This is a genomic window from Enterobacter sp. 118C5 (assembly GCF_034107645.1).
GTDB classification, from domain to species: domain Bacteria; phylum Pseudomonadota; class Gammaproteobacteria; order Enterobacterales; family Enterobacteriaceae; genus Enterobacter; species Enterobacter nematophilus.
Window position 1 is genome coordinate 18,098 of record NZ_JAWNEU010000011.1, and the last position, 22,602, is coordinate 40,699.

Annotated in this window: 25 protein-coding genes; 7 read left to right on the forward strand and 18 right to left on the reverse strand. The window is 61.3% G+C overall.

All coding sequences use genetic code 11. The features are described from left to right. The first annotated feature begins 16 nt into the window (after positions 1-16). Genes arnB through arnF form a run of 7 tightly spaced genes read left to right on the forward strand, consistent with a single transcriptional unit; the run spans position 17 to position 7,383 of the window. Complete coding sequence (arnB, locus tag UTO39_RS16880) at positions 17-1,156, forward strand: UDP-4-amino-4-deoxy-L-arabinose aminotransferase (protein ID WP_320727670.1); 1,140 nt, start codon at positions 17-19, stop codon at positions 1,154-1,156. Position 1,157: 1 nt separating this feature from the next. Continuing rightward, positions 1,158-2,141: an undecaprenyl-phosphate 4-deoxy-4-formamido-L-arabinose transferase gene (arnC, locus tag UTO39_RS16885; protein WP_061096825.1), complete on the forward strand. Its 984-nt coding sequence runs from the start codon at positions 1,158-1,160 to the stop codon at positions 2,139-2,141. Continuing rightward, the gene (gene arnA, locus UTO39_RS16890) at positions 2,138-4,120 is read left to right on the forward strand and encodes a bifunctional UDP-4-amino-4-deoxy-L-arabinose formyltransferase/UDP-glucuronic acid oxidase ArnA (protein WP_320727628.1); all 1,983 of its coding nucleotides are present in this window, start codon (positions 2,138-2,140) and stop codon (positions 4,118-4,120) included. The genes arnC and arnA overlap by 4 nt, the downstream gene beginning before the upstream one ends. Continuing rightward, positions 4,117-5,019 (forward strand): 4-deoxy-4-formamido-L-arabinose-phosphoundecaprenol deformylase, encoded by a 903-nt coding sequence (gene arnD / locus UTO39_RS16895; RefSeq protein WP_320727629.1) that lies wholly within the window; start codon positions 4,117-4,119, stop codon positions 5,017-5,019. The genes arnA and arnD overlap by 4 nt, the downstream gene beginning before the upstream one ends. Further along, positions 5,016-6,671 (forward strand): lipid IV(A) 4-amino-4-deoxy-L-arabinosyltransferase, encoded by a 1,656-nt coding sequence (gene arnT, locus UTO39_RS16900; RefSeq protein WP_320727630.1) that lies wholly within the window; start codon positions 5,016-5,018, stop codon positions 6,669-6,671. Before arnD ends, arnT begins: the two co-directional genes overlap by 4 nt. After that, complete coding sequence (arnE, locus tag UTO39_RS16905; protein ID WP_320727671.1) at positions 6,671-7,006, forward strand: 4-amino-4-deoxy-L-arabinose-phosphoundecaprenol flippase subunit ArnE; 336 nt, start codon at positions 6,671-6,673, stop codon at positions 7,004-7,006. The genes arnT and arnE overlap by 1 nt, the downstream gene beginning before the upstream one ends. Then, entirely contained in the window at positions 7,003-7,383 is a 381-nt protein-coding gene (gene arnF / locus UTO39_RS16910; RefSeq protein ID WP_061096830.1) for a 4-amino-4-deoxy-L-arabinose-phosphoundecaprenol flippase subunit ArnF, read from the forward strand. Before arnE ends, arnF begins: the two co-directional genes overlap by 4 nt. On the opposite strand, the gene acpT is transcribed toward arnF, so the two are convergent. From acpT to UTO39_RS17000, 18 genes are all read right to left on the reverse strand, one after another. Continuing rightward, positions 7,340-7,948 (reverse strand): 4'-phosphopantetheinyl transferase AcpT, encoded by a 609-nt coding sequence (gene acpT, locus UTO39_RS16915; RefSeq protein WP_320727631.1) that lies wholly within the window; start codon positions 7,946-7,948, stop codon positions 7,340-7,342. The two genes, arnF and acpT, sit on opposite strands and share 44 nt — an antisense overlap. Positions 7,949-7,950: 2 nt before the next feature. Continuing rightward, entirely contained in the window at positions 7,951-9,180 is a 1,230-nt protein-coding gene (locus tag UTO39_RS16920; RefSeq protein ID WP_320727632.1) for a beta-ketoacyl-ACP synthase, read from the reverse strand. Further along, positions 9,177-9,908 (reverse strand): 3-ketoacyl-ACP reductase FabG2, encoded by a 732-nt coding sequence (locus UTO39_RS16925; RefSeq protein ID WP_028014712.1) that lies wholly within the window; start codon positions 9,906-9,908, stop codon positions 9,177-9,179. Before UTO39_RS16925 ends, UTO39_RS16920 begins: the two co-directional genes overlap by 4 nt. After that, entirely contained in the window at positions 9,905-10,378 is a 474-nt protein-coding gene (locus UTO39_RS16930) for a 3-hydroxy-fatty acyl-ACP dehydratase (protein WP_266179761.1), read from the reverse strand. Before UTO39_RS16930 ends, UTO39_RS16925 begins: the two co-directional genes overlap by 4 nt. Beyond that, positions 10,375-11,544: a beta-ketoacyl-[acyl-carrier-protein] synthase family protein gene (locus UTO39_RS16935; protein ID WP_320727633.1), complete on the reverse strand. Its 1,170-nt coding sequence runs from the start codon at positions 11,542-11,544 to the stop codon at positions 10,375-10,377. The genes UTO39_RS16930 and UTO39_RS16935 overlap by 4 nt, the downstream gene beginning before the upstream one ends. Before the next feature lies 1 nt (position 11,545). Beyond that, the gene (locus UTO39_RS16940; protein WP_218727741.1) at positions 11,546-12,124 is read right to left on the reverse strand and encodes a DUF3261 domain-containing protein; all 579 of its coding nucleotides are present in this window, start codon (positions 12,122-12,124) and stop codon (positions 11,546-11,548) included. After that, positions 12,121-14,445 carry an MMPL family transporter gene (locus tag UTO39_RS16945; RefSeq protein WP_320727634.1) on the reverse strand — a complete coding sequence of 775 codons (2,325 nt, stop codon included), beginning with the start codon at positions 14,443-14,445 and terminating at the stop codon, positions 12,121-12,123. Before UTO39_RS16945 ends, UTO39_RS16940 begins: the two co-directional genes overlap by 4 nt. Beyond that, positions 14,414-15,019, reverse strand: coding sequence for an outer membrane lipoprotein carrier protein LolA (locus tag UTO39_RS16950; protein WP_320727635.1), 606 nt, complete (start codon positions 15,017-15,019; stop codon positions 14,414-14,416). Before UTO39_RS16950 ends, UTO39_RS16945 begins: the two co-directional genes overlap by 32 nt. Further along, the gene (locus tag UTO39_RS16955; RefSeq protein WP_061096838.1) at positions 15,016-15,438 is read right to left on the reverse strand and encodes a thioesterase family protein; all 423 of its coding nucleotides are present in this window, start codon (positions 15,436-15,438) and stop codon (positions 15,016-15,018) included. Before UTO39_RS16955 ends, UTO39_RS16950 begins: the two co-directional genes overlap by 4 nt. Positions 15,439-15,441: 3 nt before the next feature. After that, a complete protein-coding gene (locus UTO39_RS16960; RefSeq protein ID WP_320727636.1) occupies positions 15,442-17,133 on the reverse strand; it encodes a glycosyltransferase in 1,692 nt (563 codons plus the stop codon). Beyond that, positions 17,124-17,477: a hydroxymyristoyl-ACP dehydratase gene (locus UTO39_RS16965; RefSeq protein WP_320727637.1), complete on the reverse strand. Its 354-nt coding sequence runs from the start codon at positions 17,475-17,477 to the stop codon at positions 17,124-17,126. The genes UTO39_RS16960 and UTO39_RS16965 overlap by 10 nt, the downstream gene beginning before the upstream one ends. Beyond that, a complete protein-coding gene (locus UTO39_RS16970; RefSeq protein WP_320727638.1) occupies positions 17,464-18,825 on the reverse strand; it encodes an AMP-dependent synthetase in 1,362 nt (453 codons plus the stop codon). Before UTO39_RS16970 ends, UTO39_RS16965 begins: the two co-directional genes overlap by 14 nt. Continuing rightward, on the reverse strand, positions 18,818-19,357 hold the full coding sequence (locus tag UTO39_RS16975) for a hypothetical protein (protein WP_407065109.1): 540 nt from the start codon (positions 19,355-19,357) through the stop codon (positions 18,818-18,820). Before UTO39_RS16975 ends, UTO39_RS16970 begins: the two co-directional genes overlap by 8 nt. Before the next feature lie 54 nt (positions 19,358-19,411). Further along, positions 19,412-19,663 carry an acyl carrier protein gene (locus UTO39_RS16980; RefSeq protein ID WP_024908875.1) on the reverse strand — a complete coding sequence of 84 codons (252 nt, stop codon included), beginning with the start codon at positions 19,661-19,663 and terminating at the stop codon, positions 19,412-19,414. 10 nt (positions 19,664-19,673) lie between these two features. Next, complete coding sequence (locus UTO39_RS16985) at positions 19,674-19,931, reverse strand: phosphopantetheine-binding protein (RefSeq protein ID WP_028014701.1); 258 nt, start codon at positions 19,929-19,931, stop codon at positions 19,674-19,676. After that, on the reverse strand, positions 19,912-20,727 hold the full coding sequence (locus tag UTO39_RS16990; protein ID WP_061099613.1) for a 1-acyl-sn-glycerol-3-phosphate acyltransferase: 816 nt from the start codon (positions 20,725-20,727) through the stop codon (positions 19,912-19,914). Before UTO39_RS16990 ends, UTO39_RS16985 begins: the two co-directional genes overlap by 20 nt. Beyond that, entirely contained in the window at positions 20,724-21,446 is a 723-nt protein-coding gene (locus tag UTO39_RS16995; protein ID WP_320727640.1) for a beta-ketoacyl synthase chain length factor, read from the reverse strand. Before UTO39_RS16995 ends, UTO39_RS16990 begins: the two co-directional genes overlap by 4 nt. Positions 21,447-21,511: 65 nt before the next feature. After that, positions 21,512-22,576 carry a class I SAM-dependent methyltransferase gene (locus tag UTO39_RS17000; RefSeq protein ID WP_126327239.1) on the reverse strand — a complete coding sequence of 355 codons (1,065 nt, stop codon included), beginning with the start codon at positions 22,574-22,576 and terminating at the stop codon, positions 21,512-21,514. Positions 22,577-22,602: the final 26 nt, after the last annotated feature.

Here is a 22,602-nt window from a genome sequence, read left to right on the forward strand (position 1 = left end):
TGCAAGGAAATTAATGATGAGTGATTTTTTGCCTTTTTCCCGCCCGTCGATGGGTAATGAGGAATTAGCGGCGTTGCAGGAGGTTTTAACCTCCGGCTGGATCACCACCGGGCCTAAAAATCAGGAACTTGAAGCGGCATTTTGTCAGCTGACGGGGAACCAGCACGCGATTGCCGTCTGCTCGGCAACGGCGGGCATGCACGTCACGCTGATGGCGCTGGGTATTGGCCCGGGCGATGAGGTCATTACCCCCTCCCAGACCTGGGTCTCCACGCTGAATATGATCGTGCTGCTGGGCGCCACGCCGGTCATGATCGATGTGGACAAAGAGACATTGATGGTGACGCCGGAAGCGGTTGAAGCCGCCATTACCCCGCGTACTAAAGCGATTATTCCCGTGCATTACGCCGGCGCGCCGTGTGATATCGACGCCATTCATGCCGTCGGCGAGCGTCACGGTATTCCGGTGATTGAAGACGCGGCCCATGCCGCCGGAACGTACTACAAGAACCGTCACGTGGGCTGGAAAGGCACGGCGATTTTTTCCTTCCACGCCATTAAAAACATGACCTGCGCGGAAGGCGGTTTAGTCATCACGGATAACGCCCGGCTTGCTGCGCGGATCCGCAGCCTGAAGTTCCACGGCCTGGGCGTGGATGCCTATGACCGCCAGACGCACGGCCGTGCGCCGCAGGCCGAAGTGATCTCCCCGGGCTTTAAGTACAACCTGGCGGATATCAACGCCGCGCTGGCGCTCGTGCAGCTGGGCAAGCTGAAAGAGGCCAACACGCGCCGCCAGGAGATTGCGCAGCGCTACCTGCGCGAACTTGCCGATACGCCGTTCCAGCCGCTGAGCATTCCGGCATGGCCGCACGTTCACGCCTGGCACCTGTTTATTATTCGCGTTGATGAAGCTCGCTGCGGGATCTCACGAGACGGCCTGATGGCGGCGCTGAAGGAGCAAGGCATCGGTACCGGCCTGCATTTCCGCGCCGCACACACCCAAAAATACTACCGCGAGCGTTTTCCTGATGTATCGCTCCCGAATTCGGAATGGAATAGCGCGCGTATTTGTTCTCTCCCACTTTTCCCGGACATGACCCATGACGACACAACCCGCGTCATTACCGCGCTCCATCAGCTTGCAGGACATTGATATGTTCAGCGCACCGCCTGTACAAAAAGTTTCCGTGGTGATCCCTGTTTATAACGAGCAGGAGAGCCTGCCCGAGCTGATCCGCCGCACCACGGCCGCCTGCGACACGCTGGGCAAAGCCTATGAAATTCTGCTGGTGGACGACGGCAGCAGCGATGATTCCGCGCTGATGTTGACCGAAGCCGCCCAGGCCGAAGGCAGCCATATTGTCGCCGTGCTGCTCAACCGTAACTACGGCCAGCACTCCGCCATTATGGCCGGGTTCAGCCACGTGACGGGCGATCTGATTATCACCCTGGACGCGGATCTGCAAAACCCGCCTGAGGAGATCCCGCGCCTGGTCGCCAAAGCCGATGAAGGCTATGACGTGGTCGGCACCGTTCGCCAGAACCGTCAGGACAGCCTGTTCCGCAAGCTGGCCTCGCGCACCATCAACCGTCTTATTCAGCGCACCACCGGCAAAGCGATGGGCGATTACGGCTGCATGCTGCGCGCCTACCGCCGCCATATTGTCGACGCCATGCTGCACTGCCATGAGCGCAGCACCTTTATTCCTATCCTCGCCAACACCTTTGCCCGCAAGGCAACGGAAATTCCGGTCCTGCACGCCGAGCGCGAGCACGGGGAATCGAAGTACAGCTTTATGCGTCTCATCAACCTGATGTACGACCTCGTCACCTGCCTGACCACCACGCCGCTGCGCCTGCTGAGCGTGTTCGGCAGCGTCATCGCCCTGGCCGGTTTTACGCTGTCCGTCCTGCTGGTGGTGCTGCGGCTGGTCTTTGGCCCGCAGTGGGCGGCGGAAGGGGTCTTCATGCTGTTTGCCGTGCTGTTTATGTTCATCGGCGCCCAGTTCGTCGGAATGGGCCTGCTCGGTGAATACATTGGCCGTATCTATAACGATGTTCGCGCACGTCCGCGCTACTTTATTCAACGTGTTGTCCGTCAGGAACACAAAGCATCTCAAGAGGAAAACCACCCATGAAAGCCGTTGTATTTGCCTATCACGATATGGGGTGCGCGGGCACGCTGGCCCTGCTGGACGCGGGCTATGACATTGCTGCAATCTTTACCCATCCGGACGCGGCAGGAGAAAATCACTTCTTCGGCTCCGTGGCGCGTATCGCCGCCGAGCGCGGTATTCCGGTTTATGCCCCGGACGACGTCAACCACCCGCTGTGGGTGGATCGCATCCGCGCGCTGACGCCTGATGTCATCTTCTCGTTCTACTATCGCAACCTGATCTGCGACGAGATCTTAGGCCTGGCCGCCAAAGGAGCCTTTAACCTTCACGGCTCTCTGCTGCCCGCCTACCGTGGCCGCGCGCCGCTGAACTGGGTGCTGGTCAACGGCGAAACGGAAACGGGCGTGACGCTGCACCGCATGGTGCGCCGCGCGGATGCCGGAGCCATCGTCGCCCAGCAGCGCGTGGCAATCGACGCGGATGAAACCGCGCTTGAGCTGCATCATAAACTCTGCACCGCGGCGCAAAGCCTGCTGCGTGACGCGCTGCCAGCCATCCTCAACGGTACCTTCAGCGAGACCGAGCAGGACGAAAGCAAGGCCAGCTGCTTTGGCCGCCGCGCGCCGGAAGATGGTCGCCTGGACTGGAATAAACCCGCCCGCCAGCTGCACAACTTGGTGCGCGCCGTGACCGACCCGTGGCCGGGCGCTTACAGCTTTGCGGGCGTCAGCAAATTTATCGTCTGGAAATCCCGCGTGCGTGACGATATCCCGGCCGCTAAGCCGGGCACCGTCGTCTCCGTCTCCCCGCTGGTGGTGAGCTGCGGCGAGCAGGCGCTGGAGATCGTCACCGGGCAGACCGACAACGGCCTGTATGTTCAGGGCACGCAGCTGGCGCAGTCTCTGGGGCTGGTGGCCGGGGCGCTGATCACCAGCGCCCCGGTGGTGGCCATCAAGCGCCGCACCCGCGTGCTGATCCTCGGCGTGAACGGCTTTATCGGGAACCACCTGACCGAACGTCTGCTCAAAGACGATAACTACGAGATTTACGGTCTGGATATCGGCTCTGATGCCATCAGCCGTTTCCTCAACAACCCGCGCTTCCACTTTGTGGAAGGGGACATCAGCATTCACTCCGAGTGGATCGAATATCACATTAAAAAATGCGACGTGGTGCTGCCGCTGGTCGCCATCGCCACGCCAATCGAGTACACCCGTAACCCGCTGCGCGTGTTCGAGCTGGATTTCGAAGAGAACCTGAAGATCATCCGCGACTGCGTGAAATACGACAAGCGCATCATCTTCCCGTCCACCTCTGAAGTGTACGGCATGTGTACCGACAAAAACTTCGATGAAGATGCCTCCAGCCTGGTGGTCGGGCCGATCAACAAGCAGCGCTGGATCTACTCTGTCTCCAAGCAGCTGCTGGACCGCGTGATTTGGGCCTACGGCGAGAAGGAAGGTCTGCGCTTTACCCTGTTCCGTCCGTTCAACTGGATGGGCCCGCGTCTGGATAACCTGAACGCGGCGCGTATCGGCAGCTCCCGCGCGATCACCCAGCTGATCCTGAACCTGGTGGAAGGCTCGCCTATCAAGCTGATTGAAGGGGGAAGCCAGAAACGCTGCTTTACGGATATCAGCGACGGTATCGAGGCCCTGTTCCGCATCATCGAGAACAAAGATAACCGCTGCAACGGTGAGATCATCAACATCGGTAACCCGGAAAACGAGGCGAGCATTCGCGAGCTGGCAGAGATGCTGCTGGCAAGCTTTGAGCGCCACCCGCTGCGCGATCGCTTCCCGCCGTTCGCCGGTTTCCGCGAAGTGGAAAGCAGCAGCTACTATGGTAAGGGCTACCAGGACGTCGAGCACCGTAAGCCAAGCATCCGCAACGCGAAGCGCTGCCTGAACTGGACGCCGACGGTGAAGATGGAGCAGACCATTGATGAGACGCTCGACTTCTTCCTGCGCACCGTGGAGCTGTCGGAACAGGCCTCATGAAAAAAGTCGGTTTACGCATTGATGTCGACACCTTCAGGGGAACGCGTGACGGCGTGCCCAGGCTGCTGAAACTGCTGAGCAGGCACGGCGTGCGCGCCAGCATTTTCTTCAGCGTGGGGCCTGACAACATGGGGCGCCATTTGTGGCGTCTGGTTAAACCGGCATTTCTGTTCAAAATGCTGCGCTCGCGCGCGGCATCCCTCTACGGCTGGGATATTTTGCTGGCCGGCACCGCCTGGCCCGGCAGACGCATCGGCGCGGGTAATGAAGACATTATCCGCGCGGCGGCGCAGCATCATGAGATTGGCCTGCACGCCTGGGACCACCATGCCTGGCAGGCCTGGGCGGGCGTCTGGGATATCCCGCGCCTGTCCCGTGAGGTTGAACGTGGAATGCTGGAGCTTGAGGCCATCATCGGCCAGCCCGTGCGCTGCTCCGCCGTGGCGGGATGGCGTGCCGACCAGCGGGTGATCAAAGCCAAAGAGCATTTCGCGTTTCGCTACAACAGCGACTGTCGCGGAACCGGGCCGTTTTTGCCGCTGTTGGGCGAAAATCGCTACGGTACGGTGCAAATTCCGGTCACGCTTCCCACGTGGGATGAGGTGGTGGGGCGCGAGGTGAAGGCGGAAGCATTTAATCGCTACATTCTGGACCGCATCCATCGTGACGCCGGAACGCCGGTCTATACCATCCATGCAGAAGTGGAAGGGATTGCGTACCAGCATGATTTCGATGCGCTGCTGACGATGGCCGCTCAGGAGGGCATTGCGTTCTGCCCGTTGAGCGAGCTGTTGCCGGACGACCTCAGCACCCTGCCCGTGGGCAAAGTTGTCCGTAGTGAACTGGCTGGCCGGGAAGGCTGGCTTGGCTATCAACAAACCGTGAGTTCGGTCCCATGAAAACAGCCCGTTATGGCGTAGCGCTTTTCGCACTGTTTATCGTTTATTACTTCATTCCGGTCGATATCCGCCTGCTGTGGCAGCCTGATGAAACGCGCTATGCGGAAATCAGCCGCGAAATGCTGGCATCGGGGGACTGGGTTGTCCCGCATTTCCTGGGGCTGCGCTACTTTGAAAAGCCGATCGCCGGCTACTGGATCAACACTATCGGACAATGGCTGTTCGGGCACACGAACTTTGCCGTACGCGCCGGGTCGATCTTCTCCACCGGGCTGGCGGCGCTGCTGGTTATCTGGATGGCCTGGCGTCTCTGGCGGGATAAGCGTACGGCCATTTTCTCCGGCCTTATCTTCCTGACCCTGTTCCTGGTGTATGGCATCGGCACCTATGCGGTGCTGGATCCCATCGTCACCCTGTGGCTGGTGGCGGCGATGTGCAGCTTCTGGCTCGCCTCACAGGCGCACACCGTGGCCGGAAAAGCGGGCGGCTATGTGCTGCTTGGGCTGGCCTGCGGCATGGGGGTAATGACCAAAGGCTTTCTGGCGCTGGCGGTACCGGTGATTGGCGTGCTGCCGTGGGTCATCGCCCAGAAGCGCTGGAAAGAGGTGCTGATTTTTGGCTGGCTCGCGGTCCTGAGCTGCGTGCTGATTGTTCTGCCGTGGGGGCTGGCCATTGCGCACCGCGAGCCTGATTTCTGGCGCTATTTCTTCTGGGTTGAGCATATTCAGCGTTTTGCCCAGAGTGACGCGCAGCACAAGGCACCGTTCTGGTATTACCTGCCGTTCCTGCTCGCGGGCAGCCTGCCGTGGCTGGCGCTGCTGCCAGGCGCGCTGCGTCTCGGCTGGAATGACAGACAAAACGCGGGCGGCGGGTTCTACCTGCTGGGATGGGTGGTAATGCCGCTGCTGTTCTTCAGCATCGCCAAAGGCAAGCTGCCGACCTATATCCTGCCCTGTTTTGCCCCGCTGGCTATCCTGATGGCGCGCTATGCCTGCCTCGCGGCGGAAAAAGGGGCCAAAGCGTTGCGCATTAACGGCGGGATTAACCTGGCGTTTGGTGCTATCGGCGTGGTGGCGGCGCTGGCGGTCTCGCCGTGGGGGCTGGCTAAGCATCCGGTCTGGACGTCGGTTGAACTGTATAAAGTCTTCTGTGCGGTGGTGGCGTTCCTCATCTGGGGTGCGGTAGGCTGGTTTACGCTGCGGCAGAGCCAGCGGCGCTGGTGGCTGGCGGCGCTGTGTCCTGCGGGCCTGGCGTTGCTGATTGGTTTTGCCATTCCGAACCTGGTGGTGGATTCCAAACAGCCGCAGTCGCTGGTGGATACCGTGCGCGAGCCGCTTCAGGGCAGCCGCTTTGTGCTGACCAATAACGTTGGCGTGGCCGCGGGCCTGGCGTGGGAGCTGAAGCGCAGCGACATCACGCTGTTTGCTCAGAGCGGCGAGCTGCGCTACGGGCTGAATTATCCCGATGCGAAAGATCGCTTTGTCAGTGAAGACGACTTCGCGCAGTGGCTGGCAACGCATCGTAAGCAGGGAAGCGTGTCGCTGGTGATGCTGCTGTCTAAACGTGACGATATTTCAGAGGCGAATTTACCGCAGCCGGACAATCTCTATATCCAGGGGCGTCTGGCCCTGCTGGAGTATCTGCCGAAGTGATGGCCTGGACCTGGCTGATACTGGCAAGCCTGCTGAGCTGCGCGGGACAGCTGTGCCAGAAACAGGCTACCCGTCCGGCGAAAGCCGGGCGGCGTGGCGCGCACGTCATGCTGTGGCTTGGCCTGGCCATGCTGGCGCTGGGCTGCGGGATGCTGGTCTGGCTGGTGGTGCTGCAGCGCCTGCCCGTCGGCGTGGCTTACCCTATGCTGAGCCTCAATTTTGTCTGGGTGACGCTGGCGGCGAAGCTCTTCTGGCGCGAGCACGTTGCTGCGCACCACTGGCTGGGGGTCGGGTTCATCATCATGGGGATTATCGTGCTGGGAGGAAGCCTGTGAAAGGCGCGTTCTGGGCGTTATGCAGCGTGCTGTTAGTCAGCGCCGCGCAGCTGTTGCTGCGCGATGCCATGCAGGCCCTGCCGCCTGTCAGCGATCTTCTGACGTTTATCTCTGCGCTGTGGCACGTCTCGTCCGGTACGGGCGCGCTGCTGCTGGGGTTGACGGGATACGTGGCTTCCATGGGCTGCTGGTATCTGGCGCTGCACCGCATGGCGCTCAGCAAAGCGTACGCCTTGCTGAGCCTCAGCTATATCCTGGTGTGGGGCGCGGCAATCCTGCTGCCCGGCTGGGGGGAGCGCTTCTCCTGGCACGGGCTGGCGGGCGTCGGGTTGATTATGCTGGGTGTGCTGGTGATTTTTCTGCCCCGACGTGAATAATCGACTCGGTGGTCAGGGTATACGGTGTGGGTGTACAAACGGCCAGGCTCAGTGAACCGAGCTGTAGCTGGCTGACCGAGTGCGACTGCGCCGTGCTGTCGATGCTGACAATCTGCCAGGCGCTGCCGCCGCGCTGCTTCACAATTGCCTCTTTACGCGTCCAGATACGCCAGAAGGCGGAAAGCTGTTCCTCGGGCGCTTCACGCTCCAGCTCGTCATGCTCTGTCAGGCTGAAAACGGCGTTGGCCAGCGCCTGCCAGTTCTGACGGGGGCGAATCACTTCGATATCGCAGCCCACTTCGCCTTCATCGCTCATCAGCAGGGCAATATCATCACCGCTATGGCTCAGGTTGAACCACAGCGGATCCCCCTTCGCAAAGGCCGGTTTCCCCTGCTCGCCGTAAATGATGTCGGGGAGCGGAGTGGGGGATAACGTTCTGGCGAGCAGCGTCCGGCCAGCCAGCCAGGAGGCCTGTCGTGCACCCTGAGGTGCCTTATCTGCGAGCGTTGACGCCAGCGGGTCCGCGCAAAGGGTGGAAATTTTTCCCAGTACAAACCGGTACATAGTTACGCCCAGCGTTTAATGATAATCGAGGTATTGATGCCGCCAAACGCGAAGTTATTGCTCTGCAGATACTCGCAGTCAATCTGACGGGCTTCTCCCATAATATAATCTAAAGCCCCGCATTGCTCATCCGGCTGCGTTAAATTGAGCGTCGGGGCAAACCAGCCTTCGCGCATCATCTGCAGGCTCATCCACGCTTCCAGCGCGCCGCAGGCCCCCAGCGTGTGGCCAAAATAGCTCTTCAGCGAAGAAACCGGCACGCTGTCACCGTAGATGGCGGCCGTCGCCTGGCTTTCGGCGATATCGCCGCGGTCGGTGGCCGTACCGTGCGCGGAGATATACCCCATATCCCTTGCGCTTAACCCCGCCATCGCCAGCGACTGCTCCATGCAAATCTGCATTGTGTCACGCTGCGGCTGGGTGATATGGGCCGCGTCGCAGTTGGTGGCGAAGCCCACGATCTCACCGTAGATGGTGGCCCCGCGCGCTCTGGCGTGCTCCAGCTCCTCCAGAATCAGAGTGCCTGCGCCTTCCCCAATCACCAGACCATCGCGCTGCGTATCGAACGGCGAGGGGGTGGTTTTGGGTTCGTCGTTGCGCTGGCTGGTGGCAAACAGCGTGTCAAATACCGCCGCTTCAGACGGACAAAGCTCTTCCGCGCCCCCCGCGACCATAACGGTCTGATACCCGTGGCGAATCGCCTCCCAGGCGTAGCCGATCGCCTGGCTGCCGGAGGTGCAGGCGCTTGACGTCGGGATCACGCGGCCGCGCAACCCAAAGAACAGGCCGGTATTCACCGCGGTGGTGTGCGGCATCATCTGGACGTAGGTTGTTCCGGTGATGTTATTGGTGTGCTTTTCGGTGAGCATGGTCGCGAACTCGCTGACCGGGCCGGTGCTGCCTGTTGAAGAACCGTAGGCGATACCGGTTTGCCCGTTGGTAAGCACCGCTTCGCCAAACAGCCCAGCCTGCTCCAAAGCCAACTCGGTGGCACGGGTCGACATCAGCGACACGCGGCCCATGGCGCGGATGCGCTTGCGGGTATAGTGTTCCGGCAGCGCGAAATCGTCGATCGGCGCGCCCAGCAGGGTGTGCAGGCCATCGTACACCTGCCATTCCGGCATTTTACGCACGGCGTTTTCATACGCCAGCAGCCGGCTGGAAACGGAGTGCCAGTTCTCGCCAAAGGCGGTCACGCCGCCCATGCCCGTAATCACCACGCGACGCGTCATAGCATGCCTCCGTTAATCGAAATGACCTGGCGGGTCACGTAGCCCGCGATATCCGACATCAGATAGCTTGCCAGCCCGGCAACCTCCTCGGCCTGGCCCATACGTTTCATTGGGATGATGGACATCGCTTCTTTGAGCGCGGCCTCCTCCATCTCAATCATGCCGGTATCAATCAGCCCTGGCGCAATGCAGTTCACGGTGATTTTGCGTTTTGCCAGCTCGATCGCCAGCGCTTTGGTGGCGCCGATAATGCCCGCTTTGGCCGCGCTGTAGTTCACCTGGCCGCGGTTGCCCATCACGCCGGAGACGGAGGATAAGGTAATAATGCGCCCGCCTTGACGGGTGCCGATCATGGGCATAATGCAGGGGTGAATGACGTTATAAAAGCTGTCGAGATTGGTGTGGATCACGCTGTCCCAGTCGTCTTCACTCAGCGCCGGAAAGGCGCCGTCGCGGGTAATTCCGGCGTTGCTGACCACGCCATACCATGCGCCATGGGCATCAATTTCCTGCTCCAGCACCTCGCGGCACTGCTCGCGGTTGCCCACGTCAAACGAGAGTAAACGGCCGCTGCCGCCCGCCTGGGTGATGGCGTCCAGCGTCTCCTGCGCGCCTGCGGCATCACGATGGTAATGCACGCCGACGGTGAACCCGTCAGCGGCAAGCTGGCGGGCGATGGCGCGACCAATGCCTTTGCTGGCCCCTGTGACCAGTACGGAACGACTCATGCGTGGGATCCCTGATTAAAAAGCGATGTTAATTCTTCTGCACTCGGCTGGAAGGTGTTGACCCGGCCCGTGGCCAGCGTCTCTTCACCTGCACAAATCGTGCATTCAAAACTGCCGAAGCGTTCGTCCTGCATCAGCAGCTTAACGGTAATGTCCAGCGTTAAGCCGTTGGCGAAACGCCCGCTGGCGCAGACCAGCTCGCGCGCGCCGAGCACCATGCCCAGCGCGATATGTTCCTGCCCCTGCTGCTGACGATGCCAGCCCGACCAGACGCCAACGGTCTGCGCCATCAGCTCGAGCGCGTACCAGCCCGGCAGGTCGCCATCGGCATTGAGAAACGGCGCCAGCACGCTTTGCCTGTCAACCGCCACGCGGCAGACCGCCATGTCATCCGTTACATTCTCAACGGACCCCAGCAGCATCATGGGCGCCTCGTGCGGCAAATAGGCTTCGGGTGATAGATAGCTCATGACGCTCTCCCCAGCAGAATGCTGGCGTTGTTGCCGCCAAACGCGAACGAGTTAGATAAAATGACCGGCTTTTTCAGGGCGGTGCGCTGGTGCAGCAGGCCGCACGGCGCCTGCGTCTCGTCCGGAGCGTAGCGGGAAAAATCCTGCGGCGGCAAGGGCAGATCGCGCGTCAGGATAAGCCAGCTCAAAGCCGCTTCGGTAATGCCGGCAGCGCCCAGCGTGTGGCCGGTAAGGTGTTTGGTTGAACTGCACGGCACGCTTTCCCCGAAGAGATCGTGAACAACCTGTGATTCAATCTGATCGTTGAGCGGCGTGGCCGTGCCGTGCAGGTTGATATAGCCGATGTCGTCCGGCTGCATGCCCGCTTCGCTGAGCGCCTGAGTGATAGCTCTTATCGCCCCTTCGCCCTGAGGATGCGGGGCGGAAATATGGTACGCATCGCTGGATTCGCCCGTCCCGAGCAGCGCCACGTCCGCGGGTTCCCGGCTCAATACCATCAGCGCCGCCGCTTCACCGATGGTGATCCCCCGGCGGTCGCGCCCAAACGGCTCGCAGAGCGTGGGGGAGAAGGATTCAAGGCTGTTAAAGCCGTTGACGGGCATCCGGCTCAGGGTATCGGCCCCGCCGACAATGGCGATATCCACCAGCCCGGCTTCGATCAGACGTTTGCCGCCGATCATCGCCCGCGCGCTGGAGGAGCAGGCGGTGGAGATCGTATAGGCCGGGCCTTCAAGCTGCAGCCAGTTGGCGAGAAAGCGGGACGGATCGCCCAGCTCCTGCTGCGGATACTGCCAGCGCGTGCTGGTCTCGCCGTCCGTCATGCGCCTAACGTGCTCATCGCCTTCGTCCAGCCCGGAGGTGCTGGTTCCCATCACCACGGCCACGCGGTCGCGGCCAACGCGGGCGATGGCCTCGTCGACGGCGGGCTGAATCTGCGCCAGCGCGGCCAGCAGCAGCTGGTTGTTGCGGGTGCGGTGTGCAGAGAAGGTGTCCGGGATGAGCGGCAGCTCGCCTTCCACGCCGCCCAGTACCGCTTCGGGTATTCCCTGCAGCCAGCCGGTCCGGGCGTGCATGCCCGGCGCCACGCCCGCAGCCAGGTTGGCGACAATCTCATCTGGCGAGTTGCCCAGCGCGTTGACCATGCCAACAGCGGAAATATAGATCATCTCAGTCACCCAGATATTGAATGGTGATGTGGTATTTAAAGACGTGCTGCTCGATGCTTATCGGCTCGCGCTTGCCCTTGCGCTGGAGGTAGACAATCTCCGTCACCAGCTTGCCGCTGGCGTTGCGCAGCTCGCGCCGATCGCCATTGTCCTTCAGCGTCCAGCCCTTCGGCAACTGCGGCTGCCAGGCGCTAATCGGCCAGTGGCTGAGCATCACGTCGGCCAGCACCTGGCTGGCGGGCGGCAGCTGCGGCACGACGATGGACTGCTCGGTATGAATACCGCTCTCGTCGTACGTTGCCAGGAACAGACGGATCCCCACGGAGGAGAGCCCGGCCAGCGTGACCTTATGCGCATCCGCGTTGAGCATCACCAGCAGGGACTGCGTTTGCCCGTTAAAGCTGCCGGTCAGCAGCTGCTGGGAGCTTACCGCCGGGCTGATGCCGGGCGGCGGAAGCGTGACTTTGGTGCCCGGCTGGAGCCAGGCCTGAGGCCGCGTCTCTTTGGTATCGGTCGAATGGCTGCAGCCTGCCAGCAGCAGCGCCGCGGCCAGCGCGACGGCGCGATAAACAGCGTTCATTTACGTTTTCTCTCTTTCTTATCCGGCATCGCCAGCGGGGCCAGCAGGAAGGCGGTGAAAATACCGCTCACCAGCACAATACCAAAGCTGCTGATGGCCTGGGTGGCGCTGAAGACGAGCATGCCCAGCGTCAGCAGGGTCGTCATCATCGCCAGGGTAATCGCCAGCATCGAGGTCAGCGGCGTACCGCGCGGGTTGCTGAAGAACAGCGTGTAGTTAATGCCAATGCCGAGCACCAGCACCAGCGCCAGCAGTGAAAACAGGTTCACCGGGTGGCCCGTTGCGGCCAGGACTGCCAACCCGCAGCTCAGCGACAGCGCGGACGGCACCAGGCTTATCAGCCCTTTACGCCAGCCGAGGCGCAGCATCGCCCCGCAGGCAATCACCGCCAGTGCCGCAAACAGGAGCCCCGTCAGCAGCGTGCGGTAGAGGGCAAACAGGCTGTCAAAGCTGGCCTTGCGATCGACCCAGACGACGCCGTTATGGCGCGCGGCCAGCTCACCGAGCGCCGCGCTGTTTTTTGCGCCGTCCACCGGCACGAGCACGCCGCTTTCCCCGTCGGGCAGGGTCAGCCAGAGCAGACGCCAGCCTTCGCTGGCCGGGCTGTTAAGCCACGCGTCCACGCTGACCGGCATGGCCTCCAGATTTGGGGATACGGCGTTGAGCCCTGCGCTTTTCAGCACGTTCGTCACCGCAGGGGCGGCGTTCCGCAGCAGCGTAAGGTCGCTTTTCTGGCGGGCCAGCGAGTTCAGCGGCAGGGTGCGCCAGCGGGCAATCTCTCCCGCTTTTTGCGCCTCGGCCAGCGCCGGGGTAAAGGCTTCCAGCCGCTCCAGCGTTTGCTGGGGCGAAGCGCCATGCACCACAAACCATTTCTGATCGACGCTTTGGCCGGTCAGGGCGGTAATGGCTTTCTCCTGCGCCAGAATATCTTTCGGCAGCGCCTGCAGCTGGGCGATGTCGTCGTCCACCCTCAGGGTGCTCATTCCCACGGCGGAGAGCAGCGCCAGCGCGACGGGCAGGCCAACGGACAGTTTTTTACTGCGTCGCCAGGCGGCCAGCCAGCGCAGCATCAGGACCATAAAGGGAACCGGGCGCACAGGCAAACCCCGGCACAGCCACGGATGCCAGAAAATCACCGTCAGGCAGGAGGCGCTCAGCCCCACGGCGGCAAATATCGCCATCTGGCGGATCCCGGGGAAGGGAGCCAGCATCATAATCAGGTAGGCGGCGACGGTCGTCAGCAGCGCCAGCAGCAGCGCATTGCGCACTTTGGCCAGGCTTTGCCAGGGGGAGAGCTCCGCGCCGTGGACCATCCGTTCGGTCAGGTAGTAAAGCGTGTAGTCTGCCGAAATACCGATGATGCTCATGCTCATCACCAGCGTCATCAGGTGCAGTTCGCCAAAGAGCAGCAGCGTCACCGCCGTGCCCGCCAGCGCGCCGATGGCAATCGAGAGCACGCTCAGCAGCAGCGGGCGCAGAGAGCGGAACACCGCCACGATCAGCATGAACACGCCAAGCAGGGTGGCGATGCCCAGCGTCGAGACGTCGCGCTTGGCCTGCTGGCTGGCGTAATCGCTGTAGAACACGGTTCCGCGGGAAAGCAGCTGCGCCTGCGGATAGCGCGCTTTGAGCGTCTGTTGCAGCGCGTTAAGCGTCGTCACGAGCCGGTGGGTCTGCTGCATATCAAACGATGACCCCGCCAGCTCGCCGTGCAGCAGATACCAGTAGTTTCCCGCCCCATCCTGCGTGACCAGCCAGCCGTCCATCAGCCGCAGCTTCTGGCCGTTTTGCGCCAGGGCGAGCTGCGAGCCGCGCATCAGCATCAGGGGATCGTTTTGCAGCTCTTTGCCGCTGACGCCGGAGAAGGCGGAGTAGAGCTGGGATAGAATCCACTGCGCCTGCGCTTCTCCGCCGTTTTGCAGACGGGCGCGGGTGGCCGGGTCAATCAGCCCGTTGCGGTGCTGCCAGAAGAATTCTCCCCAGGCCTTTTGCCCGGCGGCGTCCATCGGGCCCTTAACCTCGCGGAGCGCGTCGCTGCCGTGCAGCAGTTCAAGCCACTGCTGCGCCACGCGCGGATCCGGCTCTTTGCCGGGGCTGACCAGCCAGACCAGCTGGCGGTCGAGACGCTGCATAAACCCGTCGTTGAGCGCCGGCGGGATCGCCCCCAGCGTCTGCTTCGGCAGCATGGCCAGCACGCTGCTGTTCAGCCGCGCGCCGGGCAGCAGCGACAGCAGGACGCCCAGCATAACCAGACATACCGTGGCCCACAGCAGCGCCGGGCGCAGGGATTTACGGTGCGGCAAAGCGTTGGCGTTCGTCATCGGTCAGGGTGGCGGGCGTCAGTTGGTGGTTTGAAAGGGCGATATCGGTACGGTCGCCCTGCTTATCGTTCAGGCAAATCGTCTCCAGATAGGTCGCGCCGCCCAGATCGAGGGTGGCGAAAATCTTGTCCAGCGGCGTCGTTTTTGGGGTAAGCACCAGCGACCAGCGGCCCGCGCCCAGGTCTTTAAAATCGATGCGGAAGTTCTCTTCCAGCACCTTGCGATCGGCCTGGAAAAGGGCCCGCAGCAGGTGGTTGAACTGGAACATCTGCGGATTATTGTCGGCGGTGATGGTCTGCGGCGGCTGGCCGTTGATCGCCTGAACCATCCGCTTGTCGTCCAGCAGCAGCGTCATCGGAAACGGCGCTTTTTGATCCCACAGCAGGCCGCTGTCGCGGGCGATCAGCATCTCGCCCTGCGAGCGCAGCGGCTGAGGCATATCTTTTATCGTGCGGACCTGTTCGAAGTGCGCGCGCACCACGGGCTGCTCGGTGAAGCGCTGCTGCAGCTCATCCAGCGTCACGGCGCTGACCAGCGGGCTGACGATCAGTCCCAGCAAAAGCAACCATTTCATGGCGTAACTCCCATTCGTTCAAACAGTATTGCCGGGCTGACAAAGCACATTTCGCGGGTGGCTTCTTCTACCGCCACCTGGATGGTGTACCCAGTGGTGGTGCGCTTGCCGGTCTGCGCATCGAAAATTTGATAGGCAATGCGCAGGCGGTTTTCATACTCTTCAATCTGCGCGCGGACGCGAATGCGCTGCTCAAAGGTCACCGCATCGCGGTATTTCACCCGGGTGTCGACAACGGGCCAGACGTAGCCGGAGGCCTTCATCTGGCGATAGCCATAGTCAAACTGATTGAGCAGCGCCTCGCGAGCGATCTCAAAGTAGCGGAAATAGTTGCCGTGCCAGACCACGCCCATCATATCGACGTCGTGGAACGGAACGGTGATCTCAACTTCAGTCGTAAAGCGGGGATCGGTCAGCACCCTTTACTCCTTCTCTCTGGACTCTGGCAGATGCCAGAAATCGAAAAAATTAAACCAGTCGAGCGGCGACATCAGGGCGTAATGCTCCAGCCGCTGCGCGTAGCGATCGACGGTAGCCTGCAGCGCCTGCTGGCGTTCCCCGCGCGGCAGGATCAGCGGGTCGGCAAACGGCTCGCTGTGCAGGACGAGCTTACCCTGCTGGCGCAGGGCGAAGATCAACACCACCGGACAGCGCAGGATGGAGGCCAGGATAAACGGCCCCTGAGGGAACGGCGCGGGCTGGCCCATGAACCGGCTCCAGATCACCCGCCACTCGCCGCCACGCTGCGGGTTGACCGCGATGCGGTCGCCCACGATCGCGACCCATTCTCCGCGCTCAAGCTTCTCTTTGATGGCAATCGCGGTGTCCGGGCCGATGTCGGTGACCGACATCAAATTCACGCCCGCCTGGGGCGCCATTTCGCTCATTATCTGCTTAAAGCGCCGGGCGTTTTCGCTGAAGACCAGGGCGTTGATGGTTTTGCTGCCGTCCAGCTGGGCCAGCGCCCGGCAGGCCTCTACGTCACCAAGATGCGAGGCCAGCAGCAGCTTGCCCTGCGGCGCCTCGATATTAAGCGTTTCGCTCGCGCCGGGGGCAAAGACCACGTCGCGCGTAAACTTCAGCTCGCCGCGCCAGCTGGCGACTTTGTCCAGCATCGCGTTGCCGAAGCGCATGAAGTGGAAAAAGCTGTTGAGCCGTGCTGGAACGGGCAGGTTCCGCTGCATCAGCACCTGCTTCACGCGTGCAATCCACTGCCGGGAAGCCTGCCGCGCCGGACGCGCGATAAGCCAGTAGACGCCGATCACCGGCCACAGCAGCACGGTAAACGCCCGCCTCCCCAGCAGCTGCCAGACGCGCAGCATCAGGCGCATGCCCCACAGGCCTTTAACCTCGTCCTGCTGCGCCCAGTGCTGGCCGCGTCGACGGAAGAGCAGGCCGGGAATGCGGGGCAGCATGCCGAAGAACAGCCGGGTATGCATCAGGGAGATCCGCACGTTATCTTTTAACGCGTCGAAGTGGGACAGCCCGTCCTGCGGATAGGTCACGCGGGTGGGCAGAAAGACGCTGGTGTTGCCCTGCCAGTAGAGACGAACCATCACTTCGGTATCAAAATCCATCCGTTTACCGAGCGTTTTACGCGCGGCGAGCCGCAGCGTGGGCGAGACCGGGTAGACCCGAAAGCCGCACATGCTGTCTTTCAGCTGCAGGGATAAGGTTTCAATCCATACCCAGACGTGGGTGACCCAGCGCCCGTAGAGCCGCGAACGCGGGATGGAATCATCGTAGATGGGCTGGCCGGAAATCAGCGCGTCCGGGTGGCGCTCCGCCAGCGCCAGCAGTTTGGGGATATCTTCGATGGCGTGCTGGCCGTCCGCGTCCACCTGCAGGGCGTGGGTATAGCCCGCGCGCGCGCACTCCTCCAGCCCCCTGATGACAGCCGCACCTTTTCCGGCGTTTTGCGCCAGACGGACCAGCGTCATCTGCGGCTGCTCCGCCGCCAGCCGCTCGAGCTCCTGGCGGGTGGCGGTTTCGCTGCCGTCATCCACCACCAGGCACGGCAGGCCGAACGGCGCGAGGCGCGACAGCACGCTGGCCATCGTGGCGCCGTGGTTGTAGCACGGGATCAGCACGCAGGGGCGGAAGGTTACTGACATAGACGAATTTTCCCGCTGCTGGCGGTATGGCGTTCAGCCCCGTCATGACGCAGGTAGCTGAAGGTCAGCATTTTGCGTTCGGCGTGCCACTCAAGCACCAGCGTCACCGTGGTTTCCGGCAGCAGAGGGGCCTGGAACTTCACGTTTTGAATGCTGTGAAAGCGGTAGCCCGGCGCCAGTAACGTCGTGGCGTAGTGCATCACCCAGTCAAGCTGCGTAACGCCGGGCAGCAGCGGCTGTACGGCAAAATGGCCCTGAAACCAGAACAGAGAGGCGTCGAGATGCAACACGATCTCCAGCTTCTCCGGCTGTGCCTGATGGCGCTCGATTTCATGAATTTTCATGAAATAACTCCTCTAACTGCGCATAGACACGCTTGTTCATACTGTTTACCGGCATCTCATCCACAACGCGCCAGTAGCGCGGAACCGCGACCGGCTCAAGCCACGGCAGCAGGGCGCGACGCCAGGCGAACTCCTGCGCTTTTTTATCCTGCATATACCCGCGCTGACGAACCACCTCATCCAGCACCAGCAGTGCGCCAATGCCCTGGCGGCCCCCGCGCGTAACCGGCAGCGCCGCCGCCTCGCAAACGCCGTCGAGCTCCAGCAGGCGACGTTCTATTTCGTTAAGCGAGATGCGTTTTTCTTCAATTTTAACCACCCGACCGCGGCGACCGGCGATGCTGAAAAGCCCCGCGCTGTCGAAGTGGAGGATATCGTCGAGCTGAAGTCCCTCTGGCTCGTGGATCAGCGGCGACGTGACGCGGCACGCTTCACCTTCCTGACAGAAGCTTACGCCGGGGAAGGGCAGCCACGGCAGGTTATCTTCCACGCGATGGCGCCAGGCGAGGATCCCGGTTTCGGTGCTGCCATAAATTTCGTCCGGCCAGACGTTAAGCCAGCCAACCGTGGTGGAGACGTCACGCCAGGGCAGCATTCCGCCCGCGGAAATCAGCACCCTGACGGGCGGCGCGGCCAGCTCGGTATCGAGGCGCTTCAGGAACGCCGGGCTGCTGATGAACAGGTAATGCCTGTCATGAGGAAGGACGGCCAGCTGCTCTGCGTAGTAGAGCATCGCGGCGTGCAGCGGCAGGCCCATCGCCATCGGCAATACGATGCGAAATGTCAGGCCATAGAGATGCTGCGGGACGACGGAGGCCACAACGCTACAGCCGGCCAGGCGCGCGCCGAAGCGGTCAGCCAGCAGGCGGGCTTCGCGATCCAGGCTGACGATGTGCTTAACCACCCGGCGCGGCGTTCCCGTGGAGCCGGAGGTGAACAGCTCTACGAAGCGGCTTTCGTCAATCTCCGGCAGGGGAGCCCAGCGGGCGATCGTCTGATGGCGGGAGGCCACCACAATCAGCTTCCCGTCAATATCGAGGTGCCGATCGCTCAGGACGCCGCTAAACAGATACTGCTGCTCCTCAAGCAGCGAAACGCGGCTATGGCCGGGAATGACCGGCGTTTTACCGGCATGCAGCGAGGCCAGCAGCGCAACGATAAACAGGTAGCTGTTCTCAAAGCACAGCGCCCAGCGTTCGCCTTCCTGCTGACGCAGGGTGTCGACCAGTAACGTCACGTCGTGGCGCAGCTGGCCCAGCGTCCAGGTACGATCGTCAAGCCAGGCGACGGGCGTGTCGTCTGGGCGGGGCGCGTTTAACCACTGGCCCAGCGGAAGGGGGTTAGTCATTCTGCATCTCTTTTTTTATCACCCGTTGACGCACCAGCCACTCCGTCGCCATCAGCGTCCCCATCAGGATGTAGGCCACCATGCCGTTCCACAGCGTCCACAGATGCATGTCGCCGTGCAGGACGGTAAACAGCGCCATCGCCCCGTTGCCAATGAAAAATCCGCACCAGACGAGGGTTACCCTGCGGGTATAGCGCACGCCCTCCGGGGGCAAATTAGGCTCACGCAGGCGCGCCAGGCGTTCGACCAGCGGCATCGCTGTCCACAGCGAACCGCCGAACACGGCCAGCATCACAAGATTAACGACCACAGGGTAGAACAGCAGCCACTGGTGGGTTTTCAGCAGGTAGCTTGCCGCGCAGAGCGCAATGCCCGCCAGCGCCACGCACTGCACCACATACCGCATCGGGCCGGTGTTACGCCGCGCCTGACGCAGCCGCAGCAGCAACAGCAGCGCTATCACGGGCAGCAGCCACGGCAGGCCGTTATGCGTCAGCCCAAATCCAATCAGGAAGGGCCACGCCAGCAGCATCAGCCCCGTCAGGAGTGGGATGACCGGGAACGTCCGTCCACCACGCACGGTGTCTTACTCTTCGCGCAGCAGCTGTTCGACGGCGTCTACCACATCCTGAACGGTACGAACCGATTTGAAGGTTTCCGGCTTGATTTTCTTACCGGTTTTCTTCTGCAGATGGACAATCATGTCCACCGCGTCAATGCTGTCCAGCTCCAGGTCTTCGTACAGACGGGCTTCGGGGGTAATGTCCTGCGGGTCGATTTCAAAGAGCTTGGTCAGAAGGCCGCAGACTTCCTGATAAATGGTTTCTTGTTCAGTCATAGTTCACATCTCAGGCGCGTTGGGCGTGGATAAAGGACGCCAGGGTGGCGACGGAAAAGAAGTGCTGGCGCATCTCTTCGCTTTCGGCAGAAAGCACCACGCCATACTGGTTTTTCACCGCCAGACCCAGCTCCAGCGCGTCGATAGAGTCGAGACCCAGCCCGTCGCCAAACAGCGCGGCATCGGTATCAATATCCTCTGCGGTAAGCTCGTCCAGATTCAGCGTGGTGATAATGAGATTCTTAATTTCAAGATAAAGCGCTTGCATCATTAATTCCTGACAAAGATTGAAGGCCTGATGTTAATCGATGCTGCAGGTGCCGGTTTAACTGCCTTGCCGCCAGTGCCGGTTCTTGTTGCCTTGCATCGTAAAATTCGTCGATGTTCACGCGATCGCGCACATCGACGGTAAAGACGGGTTTTGCGGGCGGTACATCATACCAGCGGCTTTTTTTATCCAGCAGGTGCTCGCTGCAGTGGATGAGTACGATCCGCAGATCGCTGCGGCAGCGTACGGCGATATTTGCCGCGCCGCGCTGGAGGGCGATAGCTTCGCCTGGCCGGGTACGCGTGCCTTCCGGGAAGATCAACAGCGTGTCGCCCTGGGCCAGACGCTGCTGGCTGGCGGCGAGCAGGGGCTCGGCTTCGCTGTTAATCAGATAATCCGCCGCGCGGATAACGCCGCTGACAAAGGGGTTGCGCAGCAGCGCGCTTTTCACCAGACAGTCGGTTTCGGGCATCACCGACGCCAGAATCACGTAGTCAATTAACGTGGGGTGGTTAGCCACCACCAGACAGCCCCGATCGCCGCGCAGGGCGTCAAGATTGTGAATGCGATAGTCCAGCACCCCGGTGCCGCGGGCAACGGTTAAGAAGAAGCGGAAGCTGGCCGCAATGCTGCGGCGCGCCAGGCGACGGCGTTTGGCGCGATCGCGCTGAACAATCAGCAGCAGGTTGAACCAGACCAGCGACAGCAGCAGGCCGCCCGCGCCAAACAGCACGAAGCAGAATCCGGTCATGACCAGACGCCATAACCAATTGATCCGGGCGGCCAGGCGGTTCATTGGCGCGCCCACTGCCACAGCAGGCGTTCGCCGGGCACTACAAACTGCCGCTCCTCGCTGAGATAGCGTTGCAGGAACATCAGGCTTTGCGGCAGGGCGGGTTCCTCACCAGTGCTGCCGCTGCGGGTTTCGCACTGCAATCCGTTGCCGGATTCAATCAGCAGCGCCACCGCGTACGGCCAGGTGGGCATCTGAGGCGGTAGCGCCGGATGGTAAAATTCCGGCAGCGCGCCGTCAAAATCCACCAGCAGGACGCGGGAGTAGCCCGCGTGCAGCAGGCTCAGCACTTCACACAGGGCCTGCTGGAAGGTATCCAGCCCGGCGGAAATGGACGACGAGACAGCAGGCTGGCGAGCGGCGATCGTGAGATTGCCCACCGCGGAATTGTGCACGGACATGGCAAAGTCGGTGGGCGAGACGGCCTGCCCGGTCGCCAGCGTGTGCAGAATACGGTAATTGCGCTCCAGCTCGCCGTGGCGGCTGGAATAGACGACGGCATCAACGGCGTGGCTTTGCAGCATGGCAAGACCAATATCTACCGCCAGCTTACTGCCTGAGTTAAGGCGGCGCGCGGTCATCATGGGTAACGCGGTCAGCCGGGGCAGAGGAGCCGTTGGGTCGATGGTCGACTGCAGGCGCGACCACGCCTGCCACTCTGCGGCATCGCTTAGTCCTGGCGCTCTTGCCTGCCAGTCAATAATGTTCAGTGAAAATTTCATCTACGCGCGTCCGCGGAATACCGTATTCAAAGGGCAGGCTGGGCCACCCGGGCAGCCAGGCTGCGCTATTGTTCACGTTTGGTGCAAATTAACAGGGTATGACCTACCCCAAGGTTATCCAGCCGCTGCTCTATGCTGAAGCCCGCCCTTTCCAGGTAGTGATAAAACTTCTCTACGCTGTAAAACCGGCTATTGCCATTCGCCATACAGGTGAAATAGAGCGAGGTGGCATTCAGGCTGAAAGCCGCCGCTTCATATTTCTGGGCATCCCAGAAAAGCTCCATAATGCACAACCGTGCGCCTGGCTTCATGACCTCTGCGACGCGCGTCAGCATGGCGACAATCTGATCCGGAGAGAAACAGTCCAGGAACTGGCTCATCCACCAGACGTCGGCATCTCCCGGCAATGCCGACGGACTAAGCATATCGACAGCATGGAATCCAATACGATGAGAAAAACCTGCTTTTTCGATGTTTTCCTGCGCCAGCGCTATCTGCTGCGGGAGATCGAGGATCGTCACGGCAACATTGTCGTCATAGCGGCAGCAGCGTAACGACCATTTACCCGTATTTCCGCCCACATCGTACAATTTTGTCGGCGAGCTTGCGAATATATATGGCAGCGCAGCGTCAAAAGCGGCGTCAGAATAGTAATGATCGAAGGCAAACCAGCTCTCTTTTGCCGGGGCAGGAAGCTGGGATAAGGCCGGATAGATGGTTGGCCAGTCGCCAAACACGGATAATCCAGCCGGTTTTTCTTTCTGCAGGGCGTCGGCCAGGTGAAATAACCCCTGGTAACAGACGTCCTGCGTAAAATCCATATTAACGCGGGTCATGGGATCGTGGAGTAAGAAATGGCCCACTTTCGCCAGGAAATAACGACCTTCTTTATAAGTAATTATCCGCCCGCTTAATCCCATGTCTAACAATACGCTGACGGCATAACTGCTCAGGGTACTGTTTTCGGTTATTTCGTCGAGGCTCGCCCCCTTATTACCCTGTTTATCGAGCCAGGCGAGAACGCCCGAGTTACGCAGACAAAGCGCGGTCTGAAATAACATCGGCGCAAAAGCGATGCGTTGCGCTTCGGTAATGGCATCCAGCGCGCTGAGCGTGTCCTTTTCGTACATTGTTGCGTAACCTTTCAGGGCAAGAA